Origin of the sequence: Rahnella ecdela (assembly GCF_019049625.1) — a bacterium.
GTDB lineage: Bacteria > Pseudomonadota > Gammaproteobacteria > Enterobacterales > Enterobacteriaceae > Rahnella > Rahnella ecdela.
In genome coordinates this window covers 1-26490 of record NZ_JAFMOY010000124.1, presented here as the reverse complement: position 1 = coordinate 26490, position 26490 = coordinate 1, and the positions used below count along the sequence as shown (strand labels likewise).

The following is a 26490-nucleotide window of genomic DNA, read 5'->3' as shown; positions in this document are numbered from 1 at the left end:
CACTTTTATTTTCTTTTTTATTCACTTTGCAAGGAAGGTTCATGTCCTGGTTACAACGTCTGAAAATCGATAAATTTTTGCTGATCCTGGTTTGTGTGGTGCTGGTTGCATCATTCTTCCCCTGTGAAGGGATTTATAAAACCATCTTCACCTATCTGACCACTGCCGCCATCGCATTGCTGTTCTTTATGCACGGGGCGAAGCTGTCACGTGAAGCGATTATGGCGGGGATCAGCCACTGGCGCCTGCATCTGGTAGTGTTTCTCAGCACCTTTGCGCTGTTCCCGCTGCTCGGTCTGGGGATGAAATGGCTGGTGCCAGTCGGCATCCTGACACCGACGTTGTATTACGGTTTTCTGTATCTTTGCGCACTGCCAGCGACCGTGCAGTCGGCGATTGCTTATACGTCTGTGGCGGGCGGGAATATTCCGGCGGCGATTTGCAGCGCGTCGGCTTCCAGTATTCTCGGCGTGTTTCTGTCGCCGGTGCTGGTGGGTCTGCTGATGCACACGCAGGGCGGCACCAACGATACCCTGCACGCGATTGGTTCTATCGTTTTACAGCTGATGGTGCCGTTTATTATCGGGCATCTGTGCCGTCCGCTGATCGGTGCCTGGGTGCAGCGTCATAAAAAAATCGTCAATATTACTGACCGTTCTTCGATACTGTTGGTGGTTTATGTGGCATTCAGCGCTGCCGTGGTTGAAGGGATTTGGCATCAGATCGACGGATGGTCACTGCTGGCGATCCTCTGTTGTTCTATAGTGCTGCTGACGATAGTGCTTATCATCAACACTTACGTGGCGCGGCTGTTTGGTTTCAATACCAAAGATGAAATTACCATAGTGTTCTGCGGCTCGAAGAAGAGTCTGGCGAACGGTATTCCGATGGCGAACGTGCTGTTTCCGGCGGCGGCCGTCGGGGCGATGGTGTTACCGCTGATGATTTTCCACCAGATCCAGCTGATGGTCTGCGCGGTGCTGGCTTCCCGTTACGCCAAACGGGTGGCGCGTGAAGAAGCGGAAGCGGTGGTCAAGAAAGAAGAAGTGAAACCGGTTTAAACGGCACAATAAAAAGAAAAGGGCGGGGATAATCTCCCGCCCTTTTTTGTTGCCTGAAAAACGATTACGCGGACACTTTATCGCGAATGGCCTGCTTCTCAGTTTCAGTCAGGAACGCCATAGTCAGGCCGTTTTTCTGCGCCTGACGAATTTCTTCCTTAGTCAGGCCCGCAGCTGGTGCGGCAACGTTATATTCATTGGCAATCTCGATGCCCTGAACCGCCGGATCATCGGTATTGATTGAAGCCAGTACGCCGTGGCGCAGGAACACGGCCAGCGGGTGGTTTTCGAAAGCGCCGACGGTGCTGGTCTGAATATTGGAGGTCAGGCAGGATTCGATACCAATCTGGTGCTTCGCCAGGAAATCCATCAGTTCAGGGTCTTGCGCGGCTTTCACTCCGTGACCGATACGTTCTGCGCCCAGCTCACGGATAGCCTGCCAGATGCTTTCCGGACCTGCTGCTTCACCGGCATGTACGGTAATGCGCCAGCCTGCGTCACGCGCACGGTTGAAATGGCTGAGGAACAAACTGCCCGGAAAACCGAGTTCATCACCGGCCAGATCCAGCGCGGTAATCCCGTCGCGGTGCGCCAGTAAACCTTCCAGCTCCTGCAGGCAGGCGTCTTCACCAAAGGTACGGCTCAGAATACCAATCAGACGCACATCGATATCATGATGTTGCTGACCTTCGCGGATCCCTTCAATCACCGCTTCTACCACGCCCGCAACCGGCAGTTTGTGGTTCATTGCCATGTAGTAAGGGGAGAAACGCAGTTCGGTGTAATGCAGACCGGCACGCGCGGCGTCTTCAACGTTTTCTTTCGCAATACGGCGGCAGGCATCCAGATCGCCCAGCACTTTAACGCCCCAGTCGAGTTTTTGCAGAAAACTGACCAGATCAGGCTCGGTATGCATTACCTGTACGTGCGGACGCAGGGCTTCGAGTTCATTGGCAGGCAAGGTCAGATTAAACTGACGGCCTAAATCGATAATGGTTTGAGCGCGGATGTTGCCATCAAGGTGGCGGTGAATGTCGGTCAGGGGAAGGCGTGTGTCGATCATGGTGTGCACTCATTATTATTGAAATGTGCGGGGCATTATAACGGGAATTTGTTGCGCAACGATAGTGGAAGCTCCTTCCTCTGGGCAAGGAAGGAGCAAAACGGCGAATTAAATGAGAGTTTGTATTGCGCGGATCAAAGCCTGCACACCCGCTTCTACCTTCGACCTCGGGCAGCCGACGTTCAGGCGCAGGAAGCCGTTGCCTTCTTCGCCGTAGGTATAACCTGGCATGATCGCGACTTTTTGATGCTCGATCAGCTCATTTTGCAGCTGTTTGACATCCAGACCCAGCGGACGTAAATCAATCCACGCCAGATAAGTAGATTGTGGCGGTTGCCAGTTCAGCTGCGGGAAGGCGGCATTCAGCTCGTCGGCGACGTAGCGCAGGTTGGCCTGCAGGTATTTGCGCAACGCATCCAGCCACGGTTCGCCGTGGTGATACGCCGCAACGTGAGCGTGAACGGCCAGTACCGCCGGAGAAGATAATCCGTCGCAGGCTTTCAGCTGATGCAGGTAAGCTTCGCGCGGTGCCTTGTGGCTGATCAGCCCGTAAGCGCCGGTCAGCGCAGGGATGTTGAAACTCTTCGAGCCGGACGTCAGTAACGCCCATTCGCCGCACGCCACTTCATTCCACGGCGTATGCTGATTTTCGCCCCAGACCATATCCATGTGGATTTCATCACTGATCACCCGCACGTTGTGGCGTTCACACAGCGCAGCAATCAGCGTCAGTTCTTCGCGCGTCCAGACCTTACCGGTCGGATTGTGCGGGCTGCAAAGCAGGAGTAATGAGCAGGCCGGTTGCGCCAGCAGGCTTTCCAGATGCTCAGCGTCCAGCGACCAGTCGTTGCCGCTTTTGGTCAGCGGACAGGCCAGCATCTGGCGCTGATTGCCGTCCACCACTTTGAAGAAGGCGTCGTAGGCCGGTGTAAATGTCACCACACCGTCACCCGGCTGGCTCCACTGACGGATCAGTTGCGCAACCATGTAAATCACCGACGGGCCATACACCACCATGTCAGTATCGATCTGGCTGTTAAAACGCTGCTGATACCAGTGCGCAACCGCGCCGAGGAAATCTTCATGATGCCAGCGGCTGTAGCCAAGAACGCCATGTTGCAGACGCTTTTGCAGTTCATTGAGAATGCATGGCGCGGCGGGGAAATCCATGTCGGAGATGGTGAAGGGAAGTAAGTCGGCGCTGCCAAAACGGTCGGCGACATAATCCCACTGGGTACACCAGGTGCCGTGACGGTCGGTCACGGTGTCGAAATCAAAAGAAGCTGAGGACATTCGTTTCACTCCCTGAATAAAGCAGAAAAGGGCGACCGGAGTCGCCCTGTTAATCAGAATATTACGCGATGACCGGTTCCGGCGCGCTGTTACTGGCCGCCGTGCGGATCAGATAATCGAGCTCATCTTTCACCGACTGAACCTGCGGGCCTATAACCACCTGCAGGTTGTGCTCGTTGAGATGCACGACACCAATCGCACGGTTCGCTTTCAATGTTGCATCGTCAACCAGTGACATATCCGCAACGGAAAGGCGCAGACGGGTGATGCAGTTATCCAGTGACACGATGTTACCGGCACCTCCCAGTGCGCTCAGGATCACCGGCACGTTGTAGCCCGATTTGCTGGAAGACGGTACGGCGGCAGCCGCTGGCATATTCTCAGATTCACGACCCGGCGTTTTAATATTAAAGCGCGTGATGGAGAAGCGGAAGATAGCGTAGTAAGCCGCGAACCAGATAGCTGCCACCAGCGGCACCAGATACCATTTGGTCGCTGTACCGTGCAGGATACCGAAGACCACGAAATCGATGATGTTGCCGTCAGTATTCCCGATGGTCACGCCCAATACCGACATGATAGTGAAGCCCAGACCGGTCAGCAGTGCGTGGATAACATACAAAACAGGTGCCACGAACAGGAAGAGGAATTCGATCGGTTCAGTTGTTCCGCCAACCACACAAGCCACGACGCCGGAAATCAGCAGGCCTTTAATTTTATGACGGTTTTCAGGTTTCGCACAGTGGTACATCGCCAGTGCTGCACCCGGCAGACCGCCGAGGAAAGCAGGCATTTTGCCCTGAGACAGGAACTGCGTCGCGCTTTCGGAGAAACCATGAGTCGTCGGGCAGGAAAGCTGCGCCTGGAAGATAGTCAGTGCGCCGCTCACTTCACGACCACAAACATCCAGCGTGCCGCCCGCTTCGGTGAAGCGTATCAGGGCAACCAGAATGTGATGCAGACCGAAAGGTAACAGCAGACGTTCACCGGAACCGAAGATCATCGGGCCGAACACGCCAGCATCCTGGATCAGACGGCCAAGACCGTTGATGCCTGCGGCGAAGAAAGGCCAGATAAGAGGAATAATCAAACCGACCAGACCCAGCACGACGGTAGTGACGATAGGAACGAAACGGGTACCGCCGAAGAACGCCAGCGCATCCGGCAGGCGGATGGTGTTGTAACGTTCATGCAGGATATACACGATAATACCGACGATCACCGCGCCCAGAATACCGGTGTCGATAGACTGGATACCGAGGATCATCTGAATGTTGTTGGCTTTCAGAATCGCCGGATCCACTGTCGGCAACGTGCCGTTAGCGGTCAGGAAGAAGTTGATGGCAAGGTTCAGCACCGCGAAACCGACAAAACCGGAAAACGCTGCGACACCTTTGTTTTCACGCGCCATGCCGAGCGGGATAGCGATAGCAAACATCACCGGCAGGAAGCTGAACGCGAACGAACCGACTTTGCTCATCCAGACGAAAATCAGCTGAAGAACCGGGTTACCCAGCGCAGGCAACAACGTAATAACGTCGTGACTGCTGAGTGAACTGCCGATACCGAGCATGATGCCGCAGAACGACAGCAAGGCGACCGGCAACATGAATGTTTTCCCTAAGCTTTGGAAAAATTCCCAAAGTGTAATTTTTTGTTTTTTAGTGGCAGGCATACCCGCTCCCTGAGTTGTTTTATTAGGCTGTGTGTTGATGGCGGCTAAGATAAAACGTTTTACCAAAATAATACGTGTTGTAGTTCACAATATTCAAACCTGCCTGCACCGCAGTGGTGAAATGGAGGTTAAACGTTTTACTCATTAAGTCGAATTAGGTATAACTGTCTGACCACGCTAAATTTTCCTGCGGTAGAATTCAGGAGAATAAAGCGGACGGGATAGGCTCCCGTTTCTTAGAGTTTGATATGAACGACAATGTCTGATGAATCATAAAAAAATAACCATTATCGATGTGGCGCAGCATGCCGGTGTTTCTGTGACCACGGTTTCGCTGGTGCTCAGCGGCAAAGGGCGCATCTCTCAGACCACCGCAGAGCGGGTTAACCGTGCTGTGGATGAACTGGGTTTTGTGCGTAACCGTCAGGCCAGTACGCTGCGCGGCGGTGAATCCGGGGTCGTCGGGCTGATTGTGCGCGATATCTGTGAGCCGTTTTATGCCGAAATGACCGCCGGTCTGAGCGAAATGTTTGAAGCGCAGGGCAAGGTGTTATTTCTGCTGCAAAGCGGTTCAACCGGTAAAGGGCTGATGCGCTGCTTCGAAACCTTACTCACGCATGGCGTAGACGGCATTGTGATTGCCGGTGGGGTGAATTCTGTTGCGGGCCTGAAAGAAAGAGCCGAAGAGCAGGGCGTGCCGCTGGTATGCGCCGCGCGTTCCGGCGGTATCGAAGGCATCGACGTTGTGCGGCCTGATAACATGCTGGCGGCAAAAATGGCCACAGAATATCTGATTAAACACGGCCATAAACAGATTGCTTATCTCGGCGGTGAAAGCCATTCCTTAACCCGCGCCGAGCGGCTCGGTGGCTTTTGCGCCACGCTATTGCAATACGGCCTGCCGTTTCGCAGTGAATGGATTATCGAGTGCGATTATCAGCAAAAAAGCGCTGCCGATGCGGCGGAAACCCTGCTGTCCCATTATCCAAAAATCAGTGCGATTGTTTGCCATAAAGCTTCTGTCGCGCTGGGCGCTTACTTTGGCGTGTTACGCACCGGTGCTGAAGTTGGCGGCGGTGCAGTAGACAGTTTTTATCAGCAGAAAATCGCCCTGATCGGTATGGAAGATGCCCCGGAATCGGAACTGACCGAACCGCCGCTGACGTCGATTGCTAACTCAGCGCGCGAAATTGGCTATGCGACCGCGAGACGGCTGCTGTTAAGGATTGGCGGGCAGAATCTGGAAGCGCAAAACATTATTGTGCCACCATCACTGGTGGAAAGGGCGTCGGCGTAAAAGGGAGGCGGTCATGCTTCCTCCCTTTTAGCTGGAAGCGGATAGTAGAGGTTAATTTCTTAACCCTTACTGCTTACGCACGTATTTTGCGTTAAGAATAATATCTTTGCCTTTCTTCTGCGTCTGACCGCTCAGACTCACCAGATCAGCTGGCGTAATTTCCTGTCCGTCCCAGGCCGTTGCCGGAATATGCGTTTCCATGGTGCCTGTTTTATCGCGGAACGTATAAGAATCCTCACCGTTCTTTTTGATAATATAACCCTGAACGGTCACCCAGTTGACTGACTGAGTATGTTTTATCTTCGCAACATTGTTCTCATGTGTATCTTCTGTGCCGTGCTGACCGCTGTCCTGTTTATGTTGTGGTGGTGCGGACTCATCATTTTTGAATCCGCCGCCGGTCGCTGCCATGGCCTGAGTATTCATGGCGAATGCGGTAAGTAAAATAATAACCCATGATTTCATTGCGGTATCCTCTGCATTATTTCCCGTAATCAAAAGCATGGCAGAAAAAAAACGTTTTTGCAGAAGACAGGCAGGTTCCAGATTATTCCAGAAATCCGCACCTTCTTTTAAATTCCGCTGCTGATATGCATTGGGAGGTCCAATCCTTCAGCAATCGCAGAAGCAAATGCATCAATCGCCGGGATCTGACTGGCCGGCACATTCGGATAGATAAGCCACAGCTGGCTGCGCGGTGCGAAATCTCTCAGGTCATACAGTTCGAGCTGATGGCGCAGCGCGTGGTGTTCAACCAGAGCGCGGGGCATCAGTCCCAGTCCACGGCCTTCGGCGATCAGCGATAACTGCAATGTCGTCCCGAACGCTTCGAGATTGATCAGCAGCGGCAATCCCTGTTCTGTCAGCGCCCGTTGTAACGCGGCGCGAAAACCACACCCTTGCGGATTCAGGATCCATCCGCGCTGATAACAATCTTCCAGTCTTTGCGGCAACGCCTGCGGATCCTTTGGCCCGACGACCACCAGATCCACCGCGCCTAGCGGTTGATTTTCTACGCCGTCCGGAAACTGTTTGCTCAGCGGGAACAGCACGACAGCGGCCTCAAGCTCCTGGCTCTGCACGCGCAATAACAGCTCCTCACCCCAGCCGCTGGATAAACGTGGCTGAATCTCCGGAAACTGCGACGACAGTTTTTTCAGCGCGGGGAGCAGACTGCTTTCGCTCAGGCTTTGTGGCACGGCAAGGCGCAACAGGCCGGACGGCGGGCTGTCAGCAGCCACCAGGTCCGTCAGGGCATCCACTTCGCGCAAGATATGACGACATTGCTGATAAACCCGGTTGCCCATCAGCGTGGGTTTCAGCGGTTTGGTCTGGCGGTTGAGCAGCGCAATGCCCAGTGATTCTTCGAAATTCTGTACGCGGCGGGTAATGGCCGGTTGCGTCAGCCCCAGCTCATCGGCAGCGAGGCGGGTGGATTGCAGGCGTATCACTGCCACAAAAGCAGTCAGGTCTTCAATTTTCATCGGCACTCTTTATTAGCAATCTTTATGGCCATTCTTTTGCCAGAAATCGTCATTGATCAGTCAGGCAGGATAAAACAATTTTAGGTGGGAAGCTGGACCCTGATGCACATTTTTATGTGTGATTTGCATATTAGCTTATCCATAAAATGAATTTTGGTTGTGTTTCGCCGGTGCTAGCCTGTGGTGATAACGATGCTGATGTGACGCTGATGACATAAAGAAAAGAGGAAAGCGATGACAACATTACAGGTAGCGCCGCTGCGGCAGTTTCTGGCGGATTTCACACGTCTGGTGCAGGAACCGCACGGGCAGACAGAAACTCTGGCGCAGGGAAGTCGTCTGCTGGCTGAACTCATCCGTCATGACAACTGGCTGCCGGACGAGTTTGCTCAACCGCATCCTGAGCATTATCAGCAATATCTGTTGTATGCCGATCCGCTTTCGCGATTTTCGGTCGTAAGTTTTGTCTGGGGACCGGGGCAAAAAACGCCCGTTCATGATCACCGGGTCTGGGGATTGATTGGCATGCTGCGTGGTTCAGAAGTCAGTCAGAACTTTGCACGCCATCCCGACGGAACACTGCAACCGGAAGGCAAACCCGTCACTCTGCAACCGGGGGACGTCGAGAAAATTGCGCCGGATGTGCTGGATATCCATCAGGTGAGTAATGTTTACAGCGACCGTGTGTCGGTCAGTATTCATGTGTACGGCGATAATATCGGTGCGGTATCACGGGCGGTTTATCTGCCGGACGGCACTGAGAAAACCTTTATTTCCGGCTATTCCGGTTCCTATCTTCCCAATATCTGGGATCTGTCCAAAGAGAAAACCCATGACTGATTTGCATTCGTGGCCATTGCGCCATTTTTCCGAGCTGCATAATGCCCTGCGTGTAGGGCACGAAGTCGCCCTGGTTGATGTGCGTGAGGAAGCGGCATTTGCCACCGGACATCCGCTGTTTGCGGCCAATCTTTCGCTGTCAAAGCTGGAACTGGAAGTGCTGGATCGTATTCCCAATCGCCGCACGGCCATTATTTTGTACGATAACGGCGAGTTTTACGATGCGGCTCGTGGTGAGCGTAAAGCGGTGCGTGCCGCAGAATTTCTGAAATCGCAGGGCTATCAGAATATCGCTTTGCTGGCAGGTGACCTTGCTGGCTGGCGCGAAGCGGGCGGCGAAATCTTTATTGATGTAAACGCACCGAGTAAAGCCTTTGGTGAATGGGTGGAACATCATTACCACACGCCGTCGCTGAGTGCAGAACAAGTGCTGGCGCTGCAACAGCAGGGGGCAAACATTGCGGTGCTGGATGTTCGTCGCTTTGATGAGTTTCAGGCCATGAGTATTCCCGGCGGCGTCAGCGTTCCGGGCGGCGAACTGGCGCTGCGTATCCGCGATGTGGTGCCGGATGAAAAAACACATATTGTCATCAACTGCGCCGGACGAACCCGCAGCATTATCGGCACGCAGTCGCTGATCAATGCCGGTGTGACTCAGCCGGTGACGGCCTTACGTAACGGAACCATTGGCTGGACGCTGGCCGGTCAGACCCTGGCGCACAATCAGGTGGCGCATTTTCCTGACCTTAGCGAAAGCGCCAGGGTATTTGCTCTGAAAGGCGCGCAGGCACTGGCGATTCGGGCTGGTGTTCATTATGTGACGTTGTCACAAGTCCTCGACTGGCAGCGCGATGATACACGGACGTTGTATCTGTTTGATGTGCGCACAGCCGACGAATTCCGTGCTGGTCATCTGGCGGGTTCACGTCATGTCGCAGGCGGTCAGTTGGTTCAGGAAACCGATCACACGGCGACCGTGCGCGGTGCGCGCATCGTGCTGGTGGATAATGACGGTGTACGTGCGCGCATGACAGCCTCGTGGCTGGCGCAGATGAACTGGGAAGTGTATGTGGCTGATGTTCAGCCGGATAATCTGACAGAGCAGGGTGACTGGCAGGCGCAGGTGACTCCGGCTCCGGCAGTGGAATCCGTTAAACCGGATCAACTGCTGAACTGGCTGAGCGACGAAAACACCGGCGTTATTGATCTCACCACCAGCGCCAACTTCCTCAACCGGCGTATTCCCGGCGCAATCTGGACGACACGCGCCAATATCCCGCAGATCATCGCCGCACAGCCTGATAAACAACGGTGGGTGATCACCTGTACCAGCGGGTTACTGGCACGTTACGCTGTCACGGAAGTGGCTGCGCTGACAGGTAAAGAGGTGTATTTGCTGGAAAAAGGCACGGTCGGCTGGATTGCGGCTGGCTTACCTCTGGAGCGCGGCAAATCGGCGTATCTGGACAATGTGCAAGATCGCTATAAGCGTCCGTATGAAGGGACAAATGTCAGCCCGCAGGCCATGCAGGATTATCTCGACTGGGAATATGGTTTGGTGGCGCAGCTGGAGAAGGACGGGACACACGGTTTTAAGTTATTAGCGGGTTAGGTTGAACGCTGTGGCCTCTGCGTGAGGAACGCAGAGGCTCTGTTAATGCTTAACGACGGCCACGCGGATGGGTGCGGGCAGTCCAGTCATAGGTTGCGGAGGTACTTGGCACGGCTTTATTACGACGCTTTTCAGCGCGGGCTTTAGCTGCCACTTTTTCTTTTTCTGCCATCAGTGTGTCGATGTAATCATCTTTGATTCGGTTATTTTCCGAATTCGTCAGTTCACGGCCCTTTGCTTTGCGGGCTTTATCCAGCAGAGTTTTCAGCTCACGCTGCTCGCTTTCCGTCATATCTTGTTGAGTCAGTCTTTTCATGGTTACTGCATCCTGTGAGGAAAGTGGCTACCAGTGTAGTCGAATTACGCCCCGGAGTCGCTGCGGGCGCTGACTTTATCTCTGCGGATGTTCCCTCCCTGCGCATTGCGACATTAATCGATAATCATTATCATCTCAGCCTTTGTTATTGATCCCGATATTCTTGATCTGTTCCTGAGGTGTTATGCGCAAATTTAGTACGTCACTGTGGGTTTCCTGCCTGTTGTTTGCCGGACAAGGCTTTGCAGGACTGGCGCAGGCCAGAACGGTAACGGATATTACTCACCGCACGGTGGAAGTGCCGGATAAACCGCAGCGTATCGTGTTAGGTGAGAGCCGGATGCTTTATACGCTGGCACTGGTTCAGGACGGCAATCCGGCGCAGCACGTGGTGGGCTGGCCGGGAGACATGGCGCAGCTCGATGCGCAGAGCTGGGCGATGTACGTGAAAGCGTTTGGGCAAATTGCCGACATTCCGCTGCTCGGTCAGAACAATTACACGCAGATCAATGCCGAGAAGGTCATTGCGCTCAAACCAGATCTGGTGATCCTGCCGGTTTATGCCAAAAAACAAAGCGACCGTGACCAGATGGAGATTGCTCTGACGAATGCTAAGATCCCGGTGATCTACGTCGATCTGCGCGTTGATCAACTGCATAACACGATCCCCAGCGTGAAGTTACTGGGAGATGTGCTGAACAATCCGCAAAAAGCAGCGCGCTTTATTGCTTTTTATCAGCAGCATATGGAGCGGATCCGCGAGCGTATTGCCGCTTTTCAGGGGAAGCGTACGACCATCATGTTGCAGCTGCATCTTGGCAGGCGTGAGGGATGCTGTACGACCGTTTCACACGGAAATCTGGCCGATTTGCTGGCGTTCGCGGGCGGAGATAACATTGCCAAAGGCGCTTTTGCAGGGGTTTACGGTGACCTGAATGCCGAGAAAGTGATCATGGCGGATCCGGATGTATATATCACCACCGGCATGGCGGGCCCGGAAGGGAAGCGGGTGTCTAATCTGATGCTGGGACCGCAGGTGACGCAACAGCAGGCAGAGCAGAGTTTCCGCGAGGTGATGGATAATCAGCCGGTGTTATCGACGCTGAAAGCCGTGCGGGAAGGGCGTGCGTACAGCGTCTGGCATAACTTCTACCTGAGCCCTTATCATATGGTGGATGTGGAAGTGTTTGCGAAAACAATGTATCCGCAGTTATTCGCTGATGTGGATCCGCAACAGACGATGAAAGATCTGTATACCCAATTCCTGCCGATCCCTTACGGAGGCACCTACTGGGCGACGCTGCCTGCAAAACCGGCTAAGTAATGTCATTAAATAACCGGCACATTTCAGTGCCGGCTTGCTTTGCGAACACAGTTTTAGAAGTCAATAACCTTAGAAATCAACGGCGGCGGACAGCACCACGTTGCGCGGTTCACCTTCAATGACCCGCAAGTTACCGGCGCTGGAAGAGTAATACTCTTTGTCGAACAGGTTGTTCACGTTCAGTTTGATCTGAGTATGTTTACCCAGCAGCTGATTATCCCAGGCGACAAACGCATCTGCGACGGTGTAATCCGGCATGGTGAAGCTGTTTTCCGGATCGCCCGCACGGCTGCCCACATAACGCGCACCGCCACCTACACGAAAATCTCCCGGTAAAATCTGCCAGCGCATCGTATGGCTCAGATACAGGCTGCCCATATTGGTCGGCGCATTGACCAGACGGTTGCCGACGTTTGATTTGTTGACGTTATCTTCGGTGATTTCAGTTTTGTCGTAGCTGTAGTTAGCCGTGATATTCCAGTCCTGAGCAATTTCTCCGTTCATCTCCAGCTCCGCGCCGGTAGACCGGGCTTTCGGAATATTGCGCGTCACGCCATTGATATAGACCGACATATCTTCTTCATCAATGCGATACACCGCCAGCGTAGCGTCCAGACGCGGCGAAATCTGCCATTTGGTGCCCACTTCATACGTCGTGCCCAGCTCCGGTTTCGCTACATTGCCGTCATCGTCGGTATCCGTGGAAGGGGTGAACGACTTGCTGTAGTTGGCGTAAAACGACAAATCATCGGTCATTTTGTAAACCACACCGATCTGCGGCAGGAACTTGTTATCGGTATCGTCCAGACTTTGCGTCGGCGTCACAAATCCCGACGTCTGTTTCTGGTTGTAGTGCTGATAACGGCCACCAACCACACCGATCCATTTATCCGTCAGATGGATACTGTCTTTCAGATAAACCGATTTATTGTAGAGCGTATTGCGCAGATTACTGTTGCTGTCTGAATAGGTACTGCTGTTGGTGATAGGCTCAACGCCATACACCGGATCGTACATATTGAAGGTGCTGAAGGTTTTCCCGCGATAGGAATACTGTTTATAGGTTTCGTTTTTCTCGTAATCGACGCCAATTAGCAGGTCATTCATCATGCCGAAAATTTCCTGATTACCGATCCAGTCCCATGACGTATAGCTGGTCTGATGGTTAAACCCGCGGTTGGCATCGGCCCGGCGGGTAACAGCACCGGTTTCGGTATTCACAGCGGTGGCGCGGACCTCATTGCTGTCGTAACGGCGTTGCTGCCAGGCGTAGGTCAGACGGGTTTTCCAGTCATCACTCACCTGGTATTCCCAGCTGGTATTCAGCCGTTTAGTTTTGCCCCAGGCATGGTTGGCCAGTTCATCAAGACGGCGGTTATACGGAATATTCACCGGTTTGCCGTTAATGAACGCTGTGCCGCGGTCGTAAGGCACGTCGTATTTATATTCCTGATAGCTGACATTGAAACTGGCTTTATCGCCATACCAGCTCAGTGAAGGTGCAAGAAGGGTATGTGAATCACTGCCGAAATTGCGCCAGTAATCTTCGTACTGTCGCTCTGCAATCATACGAAACGCGAAACCGTTACCGAGCGGGCCGGTCACATCCAGCGTGCCCGCGCCGCCACCAAATCCACCCGTACGACCACTGACCCGGGTGTTCCATTCGTACTGCGGTTTTTTACTGATCATGTTGATCACGCCGCCCGGATTTTGGATCCCATAAAGCAGGGACGCCGATCCCTTCAGCACTTCAATATGATCGATGGTTGAATCAAAGCCCAGCCCCTGATTACTGCGCACGCCGTCAATCAGGATTGAGCCGTCGCTGTTGGCACCAAAGCCGCGTTTTACAAAGCCATCTTCGGTGCCGCCCAGCGTATTGCCCTGAGTGACGCCGCTGACGAACTTCATCGCATCATCCAGCGAGGTGACGTCGTAATCCCGGATCATGGATTGCGTGACTACGCTGACCGATTGCGGCGTTTCATTGAGCGGTGTATCGCTTTTGCTGGCGGTTGAGCTTTGTGTAGCGCTGTAGTCGGTCGTGTCCAGGCTGTCGGTTTGCCCGTTAACGATAATTGATTCTTCAGATGCTGGCGCAGCGGCCAGAAGGGGTGTGCAGTGGAGAATAGCGAGTGCGAGTACGGATTTTTTCAATCCGCAGACAGTCCTGCGTGGGGCTGTAGTTGATGACATGTGAATATTTCCCTGAGAAAAAAAGCAATTAATGCAAATGATAACGGTTTGCATTTTAATTCGCGTTTTGACAAAGGGAAGTAATATCCGATGTTTTATTACTTACAAATAGGTAACCCTCCCCGAAGACAGGGAGGGAAACACTTAATCGACGGTGGAATACTTCACATAATGGTTGGAACAGTTGAAGTGCGCGACATAACTCAGCGTGCCATTCGGGCCTTTCGCGCTGAAGGGGATGTTGTAAGTCCCTTTGTCTTCTTTCACATCATCGCTGATAAAGTTCAGAACCGGCACGGACGTACCCATATTGTCTTTATCATTACCCCAGTTCGGGATGCGGTTTTCCATGTAGTCACGGGTCACGGTATCAATGGCGTTGTCTTTGGTTATCTGCGCACATGCGCCTTCGCTTGAACGCTGCATCCACCACGGGTAAACATAGACAGAACCCAGCATCACAACCATCAATACGAAAATGACTGAAATGATCCCGATTAAAACGACTTTACTCATAATGCTTGCTACTCCTGATAATTATCAGTCAAATCATAAGCTGCCCGGATAATTCGCGGTCACTCCCGGACACGAAAGCGCGTATGTTACGCCACTTAGTCAGCATTGGTTAAGTAATATCAGCCTTTCTGTTGCATTCGCTTACAGAACCCACTATCGCAGCAAAGACCTGTGATGTTAGCCTTTTTACATTATTGATTGTTCACGCAAGGAGTAAGGCATGAGTCAGCAAACCTTTTCGCAACAACCTGTCGTCGCAGTGCTGGGACTGGGCGCAATGGGGCATGCATTTGCCGCAAACCTGCTTAAAAAAGGATTCGCTACCCGCGTGTGGAACCGCACGCCTTCCCGTGGTGATGATTTAGTGGAAGCTGGCGCGGTGCGGGGTCAGACGCCGCGTGAGGCCTCACAAGGCGCGGATGTGGTGATCACCATGCTGTCTGACGCGGCAACGTCGCTGGAGGTTTATCAGGGCGATAATGGTTTGCTCGCTGGCCTGAAACAGGGCGGGATTATCGCGCAGATGGGCACGCTTGGCGTGGAGGGTACCGAATCGCTGATAGCGCTGATTAAGGCGCAGCGTCCGGATGTTGTGTTCTTTGACGCACCGGTTTCCGGCACCAAAGCCCCCGCAGAACAGGCACAGATTGTGGTGCTGGCCAGCGGCGATCGTGAAAAGGGCGCGGCAATTGAGCCGGTTTTTGCCGCGATTTCTAAAGCCACCAAATGGTTGGGCGAAGCGGGTCGTGCCTCAAAAATGAAGCTGGTCGTTAATGCCTGGCTGATTGCCATGATGGAAGGGATTGCGGAAAGCACGCAACTGGCAGAAGAACTGGGATTCACTACCGATGACCTGTGGAATGTGCTGGAAGGTGGCCCGCTGGCTGCGCCTTATATCAAAGGCAAAATGGAGATGTTCAAAAGCGGCGATTATACTCCGCAGATGCAACTGACCTGGGCGCTGAAAGATATCAATCTGGCCATTGAAGCGGGCAGCAAGCTTGAATTACCGGTGATGAAACGCATCAGTCAGACCTGGCAGGGTGCCGTTGATGGCGGTTATGGCGACAAGGATCTGGCAGTGGTTTATCGTTACCTTGGCAGCAAATCTTCTCAATAAATCCCCGAAACAACTTCATCACTGGCTCACGGATGAGCCGGTAATTCCTGCGTTTTTCAGCTGTATTCGTTAATTTTTCATAACCCTGCAATATAAACCAGACCATCTGGCTATTGGTCAGCTGTTCAGACGTTGTGATAGCGTTGAGCCTTGTTCCTGTCATTACGGAGTGCGCAATGAGCCAGAATGCTACCTCTATTCCCCTGATTGACTTCAGCCAGTTTTCGGGTTCCCCGGATCAGCGCGAAGCGTTTCTCTCACAATTGCGTTATGCCGCCCGTGAAATTGGTTTCTTCTACCTTAAAAATCACGGTGTTGATGCGCAGTTGCTGAGTGATGTGCAACGGGTATCACGTGAATTTTTTGCGCTGCCCGAAGAAGATAAACTCTCTGTAGCGATGATCCACTCCTCACATTTTCGCGGCTATAACCGGGCTGCCTCGGAAATCACTCGCGGTCAGCCGGACTGGCGCGAACAGTTTGATCTCGGTGCCGAACGCCCGACACTGCCGGTCAGCGATAACACACCGGCCTGGGCGAGATTGCAGGGGCCGAATCAGTGGCCCGCTGCACTGCCGGAACTGCGGCCGTTACTGCTGCACTGGCAGCAGGAAATGACGGCGATGTCATTGCGTCTTTTGCGCGCTTTTGCGCTGGCGCTGAGACTGCCGGAAGACGCGTTCGATCCGCTTTACGGCGAAAAACCTAACGAGCACATCAAGCTTATCCGTTATCCGGGACGTGCAGAGGGCAGCGGAAATCAGGGCGTGGGCGCGCATAAGGATTCCGGATTTCTCAGCTTTTTACTTCAGGATGAGCAACGCGGGTTGCAGGTTGAGGTTGAGGAGAATCAGTGGGTGGAGGCTTTGCCGGTGCCGGGTACGCTGGTGGTGAATATCGGCGAACTGCTTGAGCTGGCGACTAACGGTTATCTGCGCGCTACCGTGCATCGCGTGATTTCGCCGCCAGCCGGAGAAGAACGGTTATCGCTGGCGTTTTTCCTTGGCGCTCAGCTGGACGCCGTGGTGCCACTGTTTCCGCTGCCTGACGCGCTGGCAAATGAAGCGCGCGGCGAGGCCAGTGATCCGCTCAATCCGTTATTTCGCGACGTGGGTTTCAACTACCTGAAAGGGCGGCTGCGCTCACATCCTGATGTGGCGCAGCGCTATTATGCGGATATTACCGGCTGAATTTTCAGGCTTAGCTTTCAGGTGCCTGTGACGTATCAACGCTGACGACGGTCGACATTCCGGGGCGCAGCTGTGAACTTTGCGCCTGTCCGGGTTCCAGTTCGATACGCACCGCAATTCGTTGCGAAATCTTGGTGAAATTGCCCGTCGCGTTGTCGGCTTTCAGCACGCTGAATTCTGAACCCGCCGCCGGAGCAATCCTCACCACATGGCCTTTAAACGTGCGATCGTTGAGGGCATCGACGGTGAATGACGCCGGTGTGCCGACCGCCATACCTGCCAGCTGGCGCTCTTTGAAATTCGCGGTCACCCAGACAATTTTCGGCGTGATCGAGGTGAGCTGCGTACCAGCGCTGACGTATTGCCCGAGCCGCGCACTGACTTCACCCAGTTGTCCGTCCGAAGGCGCCACAATCTGTGTATGTTGCAGATTGATTTGCGCCACTTCCACTTTGGCCTGCGCGGCTTTTAAGGCCGCCGCCAGCGACGCTTTGTTGGCATCCACCAGTGCCAGACTTTGGCGGGCGATATTCACCGATGCGCGGGCTTTGGCCACGTTGGCCTGAGCGGTCAGCAATGCGGCATGAAGTTCATCGCCGGTAGTTTTGGAAACCAGACCTTTCTCCAGCAGAGGCCCGTTACGGCCGGTATCCAGCGTCGCTTTACTTTGCATCGCCTGCGCACTTTGCAGTTCTGCTTCTGCCAGTTGCAAGCTGGCCGCGCTGGAAGCCCGGTTTTGCTCGAAGTTCTGCAACGTCACCTCAGCCTGCGCTGCCGCGGCCTGTGCCTGCAAAAACTCCTGCCGGTAGGTACTGTCGTCGATAACAAACAGCACGTCGCCTTTCTTAACCGGCATAAAATCCTGCACCTTCACATCCGTGATATAGCCGGAAACCTGCGGGCTGAGGAGGGTGACATTACCGCGAACGTAGGCGTTGTCCGTCGATTCGATCTGAGAATTGAAGGGAAATAACCGCCAGCTGTATAACACAATCATGACCCCGATAATCCCGAGGCAAAGCACCACAATAATGGATGGATAACGAAATATATTTTTCATCAGTTTTTCCGCTTCACTCTTTTTGGTTCATCAGCCAAAGCCCATTGTTTATGCAACAGCCTCAGCGGCTGCGCGTTTTTTTGTCTGGATATTTCCGACCCAGATATGCGCACACAGGATGGCAAAACATCCCAACGACATATAAAAAACCATGCTGAAAACATCGTTGTAAGCCAGTAAACCCGCCTGCTGCGTCACTTTTTGACTCAACAGTGCCAGACCTTCAGCATTAAGTTGGGTACCGTCTGTTAAGGCTGGTTTCAGCAGATGGCTGTATTGCGCAATGCGTTCGGCCACCAGCGGATTTTGCAAATTGATATGTTCCACCAGCGCGGCGGAGTGGAACTTTTCACGTAGGATCTGAATGGTACCGAGGAATGCGCTGCCCACCTGCGCACCGACGTTTTGCGTCGAGAGAAACACCAGCACAAAACTGATGATCTGACTTTGCCCGTACTGTAACGCGCGGATAAACCCGAGCCACAATGAGGTCGGCAGGAAGATGGCACCGGCAAAGGCGATCATTCCTTGTGTCAGATAAAACTGTTCGGGGCGGGTATCGACGGTCGAACCGGCATCCATCAGCGAGGCAATGCCTATCAGCGCAATCGAAAACAGGTGGATGTAAACGATCCGGTTAGCTTTATGAATGATGCTTACCACGACCAGCCCGGCAAACGTTGCCGCCAGGATCACCAGAAAAAGCGTCACCAGCTGATCGTTAATCAGGCCAACCAGATTCAGAAAACCCACCATACCGGTGGTCTGCTCTGACAGCAGCATTCGCACGAACAACATGGAACCGGTAAACAGCAACATTTCCGGCGTCATCAGCCAGCGCAAATCGATGATCGGATTCTTACGTTTCAGTTCGACCATAAAGGAGAGCGTGAGGGCGATAATACCGACCACCAGCACTTCGCCAATCCAGTCTTTTTCGTGCCACCAGTAATAGCGGCCCATGGTCAGAACCACCGACATACAAGCTACGGCGGTGGCGATCAGCGGATAACTTATCCAGTCCGTACGCTCGAAGACCTTCACACGCGGGGGATGGGTCAGAGGCAAAATCCAGATAATCGCCAGGCAGATCAGCGAAAGGCCGGATTCCAGCGTAGTCAGCTGATGCCAGTGCCCGAGATCAAGCAGATGCGGCGAAATAATACGTGAAACCGGCAGAGCAATCTGACTCCCCGCCAGCCCAAAACATAATCCGGCGGTCAGCTTTTTAGCGGGCGGGAAGATTTCAAACATATAAAACAGGGCCAGCGGGCCGAGTGAGGCCATCGCAAAACCCATCACCGCACGCACAGCCAGTGCGGTCTGGAAATCATGCGTGAAAGTTTGTGCCATAGACGCGACGGCAAAAAACAGCAGCCCGTACTCCCCGAAGCGCCGGAAACCAAACTGCGTGCGGATTTTATAAAGCAAGATCGTGCCGGTCACGCTGGTCGCCGTATAGGCCGCCACCAGCCAGTAACTTTCAACGTTGGAAATGCCCAGCGAGCCCTGAATTCCCGGCAGATTTGAACTGACCAGATTAATGCCCAGCCCCTGCGTCATTCCGATAATCAGGGATGCCAGCGCATAAACCACAATCCGCAGACGCGGATATTGCAAAAGCGATGTACTGACCTGAACCGCAAAAGGATGATGTGTTGACGGCGGAACCGGCGGTACTGTTTCGGTTTCCGGTGGATCTGTTTGTTGTGATGCATCCCGTGTTGATAATTCACCAGCATCCTGCCGGACATCTGAATCAGAACGCGTCGTCATCGTTATGCCTTGTAAGTCATTACCCAACTAGTTTGTAGCTTGCTACATAATGTAATGAGACGTGTCATAGGTGTCTAGTTCATTTATTCATATCGGTGATATTTACAAATGCAAATAACGAAAAAACTAATCAGTAACAACAGTGATTAATCAGAAAAGAGGGGGGGGATAACCGGGGGGAAGCAAAACGCCACTTACAGTGCGGCGATATTGGCTGTGATACAGGCGAGAACGTCGCGAGCGATATCTACGTTTTCCGGCGGAATGCCTTCCATCACGCGGATAAGAATATCATCGGTCATGCTGCGAACCTGATTAGCAAGTTCGGTACCGGCTTCTGTCAGCGTAATGTCTTTTGAACGGCGATCCGTTTCACCAGGGCAACGTTCGAGCAGACCCAGTTCTGCCAGACTGTCGAACAGGCGGATAGCTGTCGGGTGTTCAACTTCCAGCAGCGCGGTGAGTTCGCCCTGCGGCAGGCGGCCGTTGGCGGCTTCCAGATGTAATAACACCTGGCCACGGGCCAGAGTCAGGCCAATAGTTTTGAACCGGGCATCACAATAGGTGCGCAACTGGCGACCAATATGGATGGTTTCCGGTAAGAAACGAACGGCAGGAGAGGTTGCTTCCGGGCGGCGGCGTAATGTGGTCAAAGGTTCCTCACTGTCGGAGCGTAAGCAGGTTTTTAGTCGCGTCAGAGTAGCACGATGGGCAACATTTACCAGAAAAGGGAGGCGGCTGTTAACATTTTGAGACAAGTGGAAGCAGGATCTAAGCAAAGTATTCAAAAACTATTTATTCTCACAGGAAGACTTTTTTCATTATTACTTTTATCCCTCTGACGGAGAATATCGATGCAACCTGTCATCAACATGATCACACTTGGCGTTAAAGATTTAGCCGTCGCCACCGAGTTTTATCAGCACGGACTGGGCTTCCCGAAAGTGGTAATCGATTCAGACGGTGTCAGTTTCTTCGAATTAGCCGGTGCCTGGTTATCATTATTCCCGTGGGAAGAGCTGGCAAAGGATGCAGAGGTCAGCGCTGACGGGCACGGATTTCGGGGTATGGCACTGGCACAAACCGTCGCCAGTGAAGCTAAAGTGGATGCCGTATTAGCGCAGGCGGTGAGAGCGGGTGGCAAACTGGTTAAACCGGGGCAAAAAGTATTCTGGGGCGGATATTCCGGTTATTTCGCCGATCCGGACGGACATCTGTGGGAAATTGCCTATAACCCGTTCATGAAGATTGGCCCTCAGGAAGCATGATTTTCGTGTCCCCGGTGCTCTTAAGTGTCGGGGAGTTTTGCATTGAACTGCGATCCTGCTTCCAGTTTTTTAATTAAGTGATTTTTTTGCCACTTCTCACTGTTTTTTGGCCTTCACGCAAAGGTACAGCCGCCGCTCTCTCCTTAGACTCACCCTCAACGGGTTATTCACAGCTGAGGAAAAACAATGCGCAATTCACGACCGCTTAATGCTGCCTTATTCGGGATAGGGCTGAACACGTACTGGCCACAATTTACCGGACTGGAAGTGCGCCTGACCGGCTATCTCGGCCAAATTGAACAGAAACTGGCTTCGCCAGATATCATGATTCATAACGGCGGTCTGGTCGACAGCGTGGAAAAAAGTGATGCACTGGCCAGCGAGCTGAGGCAGATTTCCCCTGACGTCATTATTATCGCCATCAGCACTTATGCACTGAGTTCAACGGTGCTGCCGCTGGTGCAGCAATTTCAGATTCCGGTGCTGATACTCGCACTTCAGCCAGAACGTAATCTTCCGTATCAGATTATCCGCGAAATGAGCGACCGTGGGGCGCGCACCGGGGAATGGTTGGCACATTGTCAGGCATGCAGCGCACCGGAGCTGGCCAATGTATTTAACCGCGCGGGTATCGCTTACGAGATGATCGTCGGCGCGCTAAATAACGACCCGTATGTCTGGCTGCAAACACAGCAATGGCTGAACGCGATGACGGTGAAAATTCAGCTGAGTAAAAGTACCGTAGGTGTGCTGGGGCATTATTACAATGGCATGGTGGATGTGTATTCCAACATGACCAATCTTTCGTCCAGATTGGGTGTCCGCTTCAAACCTCTCGAAATGTGTGAGCTGAACAGTTTGCGAGAACAGGTCAGCGACATGCAACGTGAAGCAAAACAGCAGGAAATCGCGGAAAGTCTCCGCACTGATGCGAGTTGCGATAAATCCGAGCTCGAAAGGGCAGTGACAACCGCCGTCGCGCTGGATCAGCTGGTCGGGAATAACGGACTCGATGCGCTGGCCTATTACTATGAAGGGGCGCCGGGCAATGCTTACGAGAACATCGTGACGTCGGTAATCCTTGGTAATACGCTGCTGACGGGGCGAAATATTCCTGTTGCCGGGGAATATGAAATCAAGAACGTTATCGCGATGAAAATCATGTCGCTGCTTGGGGCGGGCGGATCATTCTCAGAACCCTATGGCATTGATTTTGATGATGACGTTGTTCTGTGGGGCCACGACGGTCCGGCTCATCCTCTGATGGCAGAAGGTGACGTGAAGCTGGTTCCTTTGCCTGTCTATCACGGCAAACCGGGCAAGGGGATTTCGATTCAGATGAGTGTCCGCAAAGGGCCGGTAACTTTCCTTTCGGTTATCGAAGACGTTAATAACCAGGTGATTTTACAATACGCTGAAGGGGAGTCTGTCGAAGGTGAAATCCTGGATATCGGGAACACCAACAGCCGTTACCGTTTCCCGTTATCCGCGAGAGATTTTACCAAAGACTGGTCGTGCGGAGGGGCTGCTCATCACTGTGCAATAGGGATAGGGCATCAGGGCGACATCATAGAAAAACTGGCGACTTTACTGGGCGTGGTCGCACGGCGGATTTGTTAAAGAGATAATATTAGTTACAACATACAAAGTATCCCTTTAACTATTAAGAGTGTCTGTAAGAACTGTAAAAAACACCGCCTTTCGGCGGTGTCTGTCATATTTCTGGCAGGAAAAGGGGGTTATAAACCACGTTTTTCCATCAGGAGAGCCAGATCGACCAGGCGATTTGAGAAGCCCCATTCGTTGTCATACCAGGCCAGAATCTTCACCAGTTTGCCGCCAATCACCAGCGTCGAAAGCCCGTCAACGATAGATGAGCGCGGGTCACCGCGATAGTCACTGGAAACCAGAGGTTCTTCGCTGTAACCGAGTATTCCTTTCAGCGGACCAGATTCAGACGCCTTGCGGAAAGCGGCGTTGATTTCCTCAACGGTAGCTTCACGTTTCAGATTCACTGTTAAGTCAACGATGGAAACCACAGGGACCGGCACACGTAATGAATAACCGGTCATACGACCATCCAGTTCCGGGATCACTTTACCTATAGCTTTTGCCGCGCCGCTGGAATAAGGGACAATCGACACAGCCGCCGCACGGGCGCCTCGTAAATCTTTTTCCGGCTGGTCATGCAGCGCCTGACTGTTGGTGTAAGCATGTGTGGTATTCATCAGACCATGTTCAATGCCGAATGTCTGATGCAAAACCTGCGCCGCGGGAGCCAGACCGTTAGTGGTACAGCTGCCGTTACTGACGACTTTATGTTTTGCCGGGTCATACTGGCCATCATTTACACCCATCACAATCGTGATGTCGTCGTTTTTGGCCGGAGCAGAAATGATGACGCGTTTAGCTCCGCCTTTGGTGATATGAACTTCCGCTTTTTCTTTTTCAGTGAAGAAACCGGTGGCCTCGATGACGATGTCAACGCCCACACTGCTCCACGGAATCGCTGCGGGATCTCTCTCAGAGAACACGCGGATAGTTTTGCCATCGACCTGTAACTGACCTTCGCCCGCTTTTACGTCTGCTTGTAAAGTGCCGGAGAGGGAATCGTATTTGAGGAGATGGGCGAGGGTTTTGCTGTCAGTCAGGTCGTTAATGGCGACAACCTGAAAATCATCGCGGCCAACTGCAGCGCGCAAAACATTACGTCCAATCCTGCCGAATCCGTTAATACCAACTTTGACCATGATGAACTCCTTAGTTATCTGACTTGTGGTTAATATAATCCGGTGAGGATGTGGCGTAAATGACAATAATAGATCTATTTACGCCAACATGCGTGAGCAAAAGCGTTGTCTGTATTCTGTCGGTGTCAGTTGCAAATTTCTTTCAAAAACACGACGCAAATTGAGCCCGCCCCCAAAGCCGGTGATGACAGCAATTTGCTCGACGCCCTGAGTAGTTTGCTCAAGAAGTTGTCTGGCTGCATTGAGGCGGACTTCCTCGACATACTTCGCTGGCGTAATGCCCGTCTCACGCGTGAATACCCGTGTGAAATTACGCGGACTCATTGCCACATGAGCGGCCAGACCTTCAACGGACAAATCGCCGTTAAGATTTTGCGGCAGCCAGGCCTGAAGTTCACGAACAGGGCCTTCACTGGCCTGATTCAAAAGATAGCGGCTGTATTGTGACTGTCCACCCGGACGACGGAGAAACATCACCAGATTCTGCGCGACGTTTCTGGCAACGCTGAAACCCTGGTCATCTTCGACAAGTGCCAGAGTGAGATCAAAACCAGAACTGACACCGCCGGATGTCCAGATCTCTCCATCCTGAACATACATCGGACCGCGCTCGACTTTAACCTGCGGAAAATTTGCCTGAAGCGTGTCAAGCAACCGCCAATGCGTGGTGGCATGGCGGCCATTGAGCAGACCGGCATGAGCCAGCAACATGGCACCGCCACATATCGACACCACGCGCCGCGCATGGGGCGCAGCCTCTTGCAACCAGCTGACAACGATCGAACCTTCTTCTGCAGTAAGCCCCTTGCCGGTGACCATTATCGTATCCCGGGGCAGTGTCGGGTCGAGATCGCAGAGCCGGTGATCCGCCAGCAGATTCAGGCCTGAGACACCATGAACGACACGGTGCGGTTGTGTGGTAGCCACTGTCACCTGGTAAGGTGATTTTTTGGCATCATCAGGCAGCAGCTGATTAGCCTGCATAAGGATATCGGCGATGCCCGCCGCTTCAAATAACATGCCCCCGTCAGGGACGATAACCAGAATTGTTGTCATGGCGTTAAAAGTTCTTTATTCACATAATGAGACAGGTTTTTAGTATAACAAATCTGCTTATTACCCCACAGTAAAAAGCAAAAGCAGGGCGCAGATGCCAGATTTTCAATACCGGTCACAGGTTTTGGGGTAAAAAAAAACAGATTTATGCATGATCCTGAGGGATGATAACGGTATCTTGTCAGCGCTGAGACTTACTTATCTAAACCGTGGAAATTCATGATTTCTCTACAAAAAAAACCTTTCAGAGTCAGCATGATAATCATGCTGATGATTTTGGCTGGCTGCTCAAGTAAGCCGAAATATAAGAAATACGATACGCATGCCTATGATGATGAAATTGAGGATGCTGCTGACCAGTATAAAGTGGACCGTAAACTCGTTAAGGCTATTATTCAGGTCGAATCTGGTTTTAATCCCGAAGCGGTAAGTCCTTCAAATGCCATTGGTTTGATGCAACTTAAAGCCTCAACCAGCGGTTGCGATGCTTATCGTTATAAAGGTAAACGCGGCTGTCCTGATGATGACGATTTACTGGATCCGGAAACCAACATTGACCTGGGGACGGCATATATCAGCGCATTACAGCGTCAGCAACTCAACTGGATCAACGACCCGCTGACGCGTCGCTATGCAACAGAAGTGGCGTATGCCAACGGTGCCGGTGCATTGCTGCGAACATTCTCCGCGAACAGGCAAACTGCGATTCAGATGATTAATCAGCTGACCCCGGAAGCGTTTAACTGGCACGTCCGCCAGTATCATCCGGCGCCGCAGGCTCCAAGATATATGGCCAAAGTCGAGAAGGCGTATGCCGGTTTATAGCTTTTAATGAGCGAAAAAAATGGATGCGCTACGTAAAATCTGCAGCATTATGGTACTGCTATGATTTCAGAATTCACGTAGCGCGATCACTTCAGACAACGATTTCTCAGGACAAAAGGTGGATATCATGGTGACGAATCTCCTCAGCGATTTACCTGGCAGTATGCAGGAAGGAAAGGAAGAAACATTCGAGTTATTGCTAACGCAGCCAGATATCCGTATCGAGAGGATCATTTCAACCGGTCAGGCGAGCCCGCCAGGATTCTGGTACAGCCAGCCGCAAAGTGAATGGGTCACGGTGCTTCAGGGTTCAGCGGGTTTGAAATTTCAAAAAGAAACAGAAGTGCGCGTGATGCATTCCGGTGACTTCGTAAACATCCCGGCGTTGTGCAGACATCGTGTTGAATGGACGAGTGCTGATGAGCCAACGATTTGGTTAGCCATTCATTATGGAGAAAAAAACTCAGATGAAAGCAGGTGAGGTATGAACGTCAGGCTGATTGAAGAACGTGGTGCGTGGCTGCTATCTTATTTAACATAATATACATTATACGTACTAATAATGTAGTAGCTAAATTGAGATGTCCGCTTAGGAGATGCGGATGTTTTGTTGGACTGGTTATGTTGTGATCCCCAGATGGAGACTGTAATTAAAATTGTGTAATTGCCTGTTTTTGATATGTTCACTCCAGCAACGGAGACAGGTAAATTATGGACGAAAAGAAACTTAAAGCCCTTGCGGCTGAACTGGCTAAAGGCCTTAAA

General features: G+C 52.5%; 24 protein-coding genes and 1 pseudogene. 11 read left to right on the top strand and 14 right to left on the bottom strand.

What is annotated here, in order from left to right; genetic code table 11:
• The first annotated feature begins 41 nt into the window (after positions 1 to 41).
• On the top strand, positions 42 to 1061 hold the full coding sequence (locus J1784_RS11015; RefSeq protein ID WP_217149237.1) for a bile acid:sodium symporter family protein: 1020 nt from the start codon (positions 42 to 44) through the stop codon (positions 1059 to 1061).
• A gap of 64 nt (positions 1062 to 1125) precedes the next feature.
• Here the strand turns inward: J1784_RS11015 and add are convergent, their stop codons facing one another.
• The 3 genes from add to malX all read right to left on the bottom strand — a co-directional run bounded on the left by add (position 1126) and on the right by malX (position 5092).
• Complete coding sequence (gene add, locus J1784_RS11010; RefSeq protein WP_217149236.1) at positions 1126 to 2124, bottom strand: adenosine deaminase; 999 nt, start codon at positions 2122 to 2124, stop codon at positions 1126 to 1128.
• A 108-nt stretch (positions 2125 to 2232) separates the two neighbouring features.
• Positions 2233 to 3417 carry a MalY/PatB family protein gene (locus J1784_RS11005; RefSeq protein ID WP_217149235.1) on the bottom strand — a complete coding sequence of 395 codons (1185 nt, stop codon included), beginning with the start codon at positions 3415 to 3417 and terminating at the stop codon, positions 2233 to 2235.
• A 61-nt stretch (positions 3418 to 3478) separates the two neighbouring features.
• Complete coding sequence (gene malX, locus J1784_RS11000) at positions 3479 to 5092, bottom strand: maltose/glucose-specific PTS transporter subunit IIBC (RefSeq protein ID WP_217149234.1); 1614 nt, start codon at positions 5090 to 5092, stop codon at positions 3479 to 3481.
• A gap of 265 nt (positions 5093 to 5357) precedes the next feature.
• On the opposite strand from malX, the gene malI reads away from it, so the two are divergent.
• The gene (gene malI, locus J1784_RS10995) at positions 5358 to 6389 is read left to right on the top strand and encodes a Mal regulon transcriptional regulator MalI (protein WP_217149233.1); all 1032 of its coding nucleotides are present in this window, start codon (positions 5358 to 5360) and stop codon (positions 6387 to 6389) included.
• A gap of 66 nt (positions 6390 to 6455) precedes the next feature.
• On the opposite strand, the gene J1784_RS10990 is transcribed toward malI, so the two are convergent.
• Together J1784_RS10990 and J1784_RS10985 are read right to left on the bottom strand one after the other, a co-directional pair.
• Positions 6456 to 6854: a NirD/YgiW/YdeI family stress tolerance protein gene (locus tag J1784_RS10990; RefSeq protein WP_217149232.1), complete on the bottom strand. Its 399-nt coding sequence runs from the start codon at positions 6852 to 6854 to the stop codon at positions 6456 to 6458.
• Between the two features lie 107 nt (positions 6855 to 6961).
• The gene (locus tag J1784_RS10985; protein WP_217149231.1) at positions 6962 to 7873 is read right to left on the bottom strand and encodes a LysR family transcriptional regulator; all 912 of its coding nucleotides are present in this window, start codon (positions 7871 to 7873) and stop codon (positions 6962 to 6964) included.
• A gap of 234 nt (positions 7874 to 8107) precedes the next feature.
• On the opposite strand from J1784_RS10985, the gene J1784_RS10980 reads away from it, so the two are divergent.
• Both J1784_RS10980 and J1784_RS10975 read left to right on the top strand, forming a co-directional pair.
• Positions 8108 to 8713, top strand: a complete 606-nt coding sequence (locus tag J1784_RS10980; RefSeq protein WP_217149230.1) for a cysteine dioxygenase family protein — start codon at positions 8108 to 8110, stop codon at positions 8711 to 8713.
• The gene (locus J1784_RS10975) at positions 8706 to 10325 is read left to right on the top strand and encodes a rhodanese-like domain-containing protein (RefSeq protein ID WP_217149229.1); all 1620 of its coding nucleotides are present in this window, start codon (positions 8706 to 8708) and stop codon (positions 10323 to 10325) included. The genes J1784_RS10980 and J1784_RS10975 overlap by 8 nt, the downstream gene beginning before the upstream one ends.
• 49 nt (positions 10326 to 10374) lie before the next feature.
• Here the strand turns inward: J1784_RS10975 and J1784_RS10970 are convergent, their stop codons facing one another.
• Positions 10375 to 10641: a YjbD family protein gene (locus tag J1784_RS10970; protein ID WP_217149228.1), complete on the bottom strand. Its 267-nt coding sequence runs from the start codon at positions 10639 to 10641 to the stop codon at positions 10375 to 10377.
• Positions 10642 to 10825: 184 nt separating this feature from the next.
• On the opposite strand from J1784_RS10970, the gene J1784_RS10965 reads away from it, so the two are divergent.
• Positions 10826 to 11965 carry an ABC transporter substrate-binding protein gene (locus J1784_RS10965; RefSeq protein ID WP_217149227.1) on the top strand — a complete coding sequence of 380 codons (1140 nt, stop codon included), beginning with the start codon at positions 10826 to 10828 and terminating at the stop codon, positions 11963 to 11965.
• Between the two features lie 69 nt (positions 11966 to 12034).
• Here J1784_RS10965 and J1784_RS10960 read toward each other — a convergent pair whose 3' ends face one another.
• Positions 12035 to 14164, bottom strand: coding sequence for a TonB-dependent siderophore receptor (locus J1784_RS10960; protein WP_217149226.1), 2130 nt, complete (start codon positions 14162 to 14164; stop codon positions 12035 to 12037).
• A 144-nt stretch (positions 14165 to 14308) separates the two neighbouring features.
• Positions 14309 to 14680 (bottom strand): YebF family protein, encoded by a 372-nt coding sequence (locus J1784_RS10955; RefSeq protein ID WP_217149225.1) that lies wholly within the window; start codon positions 14678 to 14680, stop codon positions 14309 to 14311.
• A 220-nt stretch (positions 14681 to 14900) separates the two neighbouring features.
• Here J1784_RS10955 and J1784_RS10950 point away from each other — a divergent pair, with 220 nt between their 5' ends.
• Both J1784_RS10950 and J1784_RS10945 read left to right on the top strand, forming a co-directional pair.
• Positions 14901 to 15800: an NAD(P)-dependent oxidoreductase gene (locus J1784_RS10950; RefSeq protein WP_217149224.1), complete on the top strand. Its 900-nt coding sequence runs from the start codon at positions 14901 to 14903 to the stop codon at positions 15798 to 15800.
• Between the two features lie 176 nt (positions 15801 to 15976).
• The gene (locus tag J1784_RS10945) at positions 15977 to 16990 is read left to right on the top strand and encodes an isopenicillin N synthase family dioxygenase (RefSeq protein WP_217149223.1); all 1014 of its coding nucleotides are present in this window, start codon (positions 15977 to 15979) and stop codon (positions 16988 to 16990) included.
• A 10-nt stretch (positions 16991 to 17000) separates the two neighbouring features.
• On the opposite strand, the gene J1784_RS10940 is transcribed toward J1784_RS10945, so the two are convergent.
• The 3 genes from J1784_RS10940 to J1784_RS10930 all read right to left on the bottom strand — a co-directional run bounded on the left by J1784_RS10940 (position 17001) and on the right by J1784_RS10930 (position 20479).
• A complete protein-coding gene (locus J1784_RS10940; RefSeq protein WP_217149222.1) occupies positions 17001 to 18050 on the bottom strand; it encodes an HlyD family secretion protein in 1050 nt (349 codons plus the stop codon).
• A 48-nt stretch (positions 18051 to 18098) separates the two neighbouring features.
• The gene (locus tag J1784_RS10935) at positions 18099 to 19826 is read right to left on the bottom strand and encodes an MFS transporter (RefSeq protein WP_217149221.1); all 1728 of its coding nucleotides are present in this window, start codon (positions 19824 to 19826) and stop codon (positions 18099 to 18101) included.
• A gap of 194 nt (positions 19827 to 20020) precedes the next feature.
• Entirely contained in the window at positions 20021 to 20479 is a 459-nt protein-coding gene (locus tag J1784_RS10930; RefSeq protein WP_217149220.1) for a MarR family winged helix-turn-helix transcriptional regulator, read from the bottom strand.
• 201 nt (positions 20480 to 20680) lie between these two features.
• Between J1784_RS10930 and J1784_RS10925 the strand changes: the two genes are divergently transcribed.
• Together J1784_RS10925 and J1784_RS10920 are read left to right on the top strand one after the other, a co-directional pair.
• Positions 20681 to 21094 (top strand): VOC family protein, encoded by a 414-nt coding sequence (locus J1784_RS10925; RefSeq protein ID WP_217149219.1) that lies wholly within the window; start codon positions 20681 to 20683, stop codon positions 21092 to 21094.
• Positions 21095 to 21280: 186 nt separating this feature from the next.
• A complete protein-coding gene (locus J1784_RS10920; RefSeq protein WP_217149218.1) occupies positions 21281 to 22714 on the top strand; it encodes an L-fucose/L-arabinose isomerase family protein in 1434 nt (477 codons plus the stop codon).
• A gap of 119 nt (positions 22715 to 22833) precedes the next feature.
• Here J1784_RS10920 and gap read toward each other — a convergent pair whose 3' ends face one another.
• Together gap and J1784_RS10910 are read right to left on the bottom strand one after the other, a co-directional pair.
• On the bottom strand, positions 22834 to 23844 hold the full coding sequence (gene gap, locus J1784_RS10915) for a type I glyceraldehyde-3-phosphate dehydrogenase (protein WP_217149217.1): 1011 nt from the start codon (positions 23842 to 23844) through the stop codon (positions 22834 to 22836).
• Positions 23845 to 23922: 78 nt separating this feature from the next.
• The gene (locus tag J1784_RS10910; RefSeq protein WP_217149216.1) at positions 23923 to 24900 is read right to left on the bottom strand and encodes a GlxA family transcriptional regulator; all 978 of its coding nucleotides are present in this window, start codon (positions 24898 to 24900) and stop codon (positions 23923 to 23925) included.
• Positions 24901 to 25119: 219 nt separating this feature from the next.
• Here J1784_RS10910 and J1784_RS10905 point away from each other — a divergent pair, with 219 nt between their 5' ends.
• Together J1784_RS10905 and J1784_RS10900 are read left to right on the top strand one after the other, a co-directional pair.
• Positions 25120 to 25725, top strand: coding sequence for a transglycosylase SLT domain-containing protein (locus tag J1784_RS10905; RefSeq protein ID WP_217149215.1), 606 nt, complete (start codon positions 25120 to 25122; stop codon positions 25723 to 25725).
• A 127-nt stretch (positions 25726 to 25852) separates the two neighbouring features.
• Complete coding sequence (locus tag J1784_RS10900) at positions 25853 to 26206, top strand: cupin domain-containing protein (RefSeq protein WP_217149214.1); 354 nt, start codon at positions 25853 to 25855, stop codon at positions 26204 to 26206.
• A 47-nt stretch (positions 26207 to 26253) separates the two neighbouring features.
• Here J1784_RS10900 and J1784_RS10895 read toward each other — a convergent pair.
• Positions 26254 to 26490 (bottom strand): annotated as a pseudogene (locus J1784_RS10895) (hypothetical protein); the annotation flags it as partial.

Excerpts from the sequence above, each read along its gene's own strand:
- J1784_RS10960 (WP_217149226.1), bottom strand. The coding sequence starts at position 14,164 with ATGTCATCAACTACAGCCCCACGCAGGACTGTCTGCGGATTGAAAAAA.
- gap (WP_217149217.1), bottom strand. The coding sequence starts at position 23,844 with ATGGTCAAAGTTGGTATTAACGGATTCGGCAGGATTGGACGTAATGTT.
- J1784_RS10950 (WP_217149224.1), top strand. The coding sequence starts at position 14,901 with ATGAGTCAGCAAACCTTTTCGCAACAACCTGTCGTCGCAGTGCTGGGA.
- J1784_RS10985 (WP_217149231.1), bottom strand. The coding sequence starts at position 7,873 with ATGAAAATTGAAGACCTGACTGCTTTTGTGGCAGTGATACGCCTGCAA.
- J1784_RS10940 (WP_217149222.1), bottom strand. The coding sequence starts at position 18,050 with ATGAAAAATATATTTCGTTATCCATCCATTATTGTGGTGCTTTGCCTC.
- J1784_RS10970 (WP_217149228.1), bottom strand. The coding sequence starts at position 10,641 with ATGAAAAGACTGACTCAACAAGATATGACGGAAAGCGAGCAGCGTGAG.
- J1784_RS11015 (WP_217149237.1), top strand. The coding sequence starts at position 42 with ATGTCCTGGTTACAACGTCTGAAAATCGATAAATTTTTGCTGATCCTG.
- add (WP_217149236.1), bottom strand. The coding sequence starts at position 2,124 with ATGATCGACACACGCCTTCCCCTGACCGACATTCACCGCCACCTTGAT.
- J1784_RS10975 (WP_217149229.1), top strand. The coding sequence starts at position 8,706 with ATGACTGATTTGCATTCGTGGCCATTGCGCCATTTTTCCGAGCTGCAT.
- J1784_RS10925 (WP_217149219.1), top strand. The coding sequence starts at position 20,681 with ATGCAACCTGTCATCAACATGATCACACTTGGCGTTAAAGATTTAGCC.
- J1784_RS10965 (WP_217149227.1), top strand. The coding sequence starts at position 10,826 with ATGCGCAAATTTAGTACGTCACTGTGGGTTTCCTGCCTGTTGTTTGCC.
- J1784_RS10900 (WP_217149214.1), top strand. The coding sequence starts at position 25,853 with ATGGTGACGAATCTCCTCAGCGATTTACCTGGCAGTATGCAGGAAGGA.
- J1784_RS10905 (WP_217149215.1), top strand. The coding sequence starts at position 25,120 with ATGATTTCTCTACAAAAAAAACCTTTCAGAGTCAGCATGATAATCATG.
- J1784_RS11005 (WP_217149235.1), bottom strand. The coding sequence starts at position 3,417 with ATGTCCTCAGCTTCTTTTGATTTCGACACCGTGACCGACCGTCACGGC.
- J1784_RS10980 (WP_217149230.1), top strand. The coding sequence starts at position 8,108 with ATGACAACATTACAGGTAGCGCCGCTGCGGCAGTTTCTGGCGGATTTC.
- J1784_RS10945 (WP_217149223.1), top strand. The coding sequence starts at position 15,977 with ATGAGCCAGAATGCTACCTCTATTCCCCTGATTGACTTCAGCCAGTTT.
- J1784_RS10920 (WP_217149218.1), top strand. The coding sequence starts at position 21,281 with ATGCGCAATTCACGACCGCTTAATGCTGCCTTATTCGGGATAGGGCTG.
- malX (WP_217149234.1), bottom strand. The coding sequence starts at position 5,092 with ATGCCTGCCACTAAAAAACAAAAAATTACACTTTGGGAATTTTTCCAA.
- J1784_RS10955 (WP_217149225.1), bottom strand. The coding sequence starts at position 14,680 with ATGAGTAAAGTCGTTTTAATCGGGATCATTTCAGTCATTTTCGTATTG.
- J1784_RS10910 (WP_217149216.1), bottom strand. The coding sequence starts at position 24,900 with ATGACAACAATTCTGGTTATCGTCCCTGACGGGGGCATGTTATTTGAA.
- malI (WP_217149233.1), top strand. The coding sequence starts at position 5,358 with ATGAATCATAAAAAAATAACCATTATCGATGTGGCGCAGCATGCCGGT.
- J1784_RS10935 (WP_217149221.1), bottom strand. The coding sequence starts at position 19,826 with ATGACGACGCGTTCTGATTCAGATGTCCGGCAGGATGCTGGTGAATTA.
- J1784_RS10990 (WP_217149232.1), bottom strand. The coding sequence starts at position 6,854 with ATGAAATCATGGGTTATTATTTTACTTACCGCATTCGCCATGAATACT.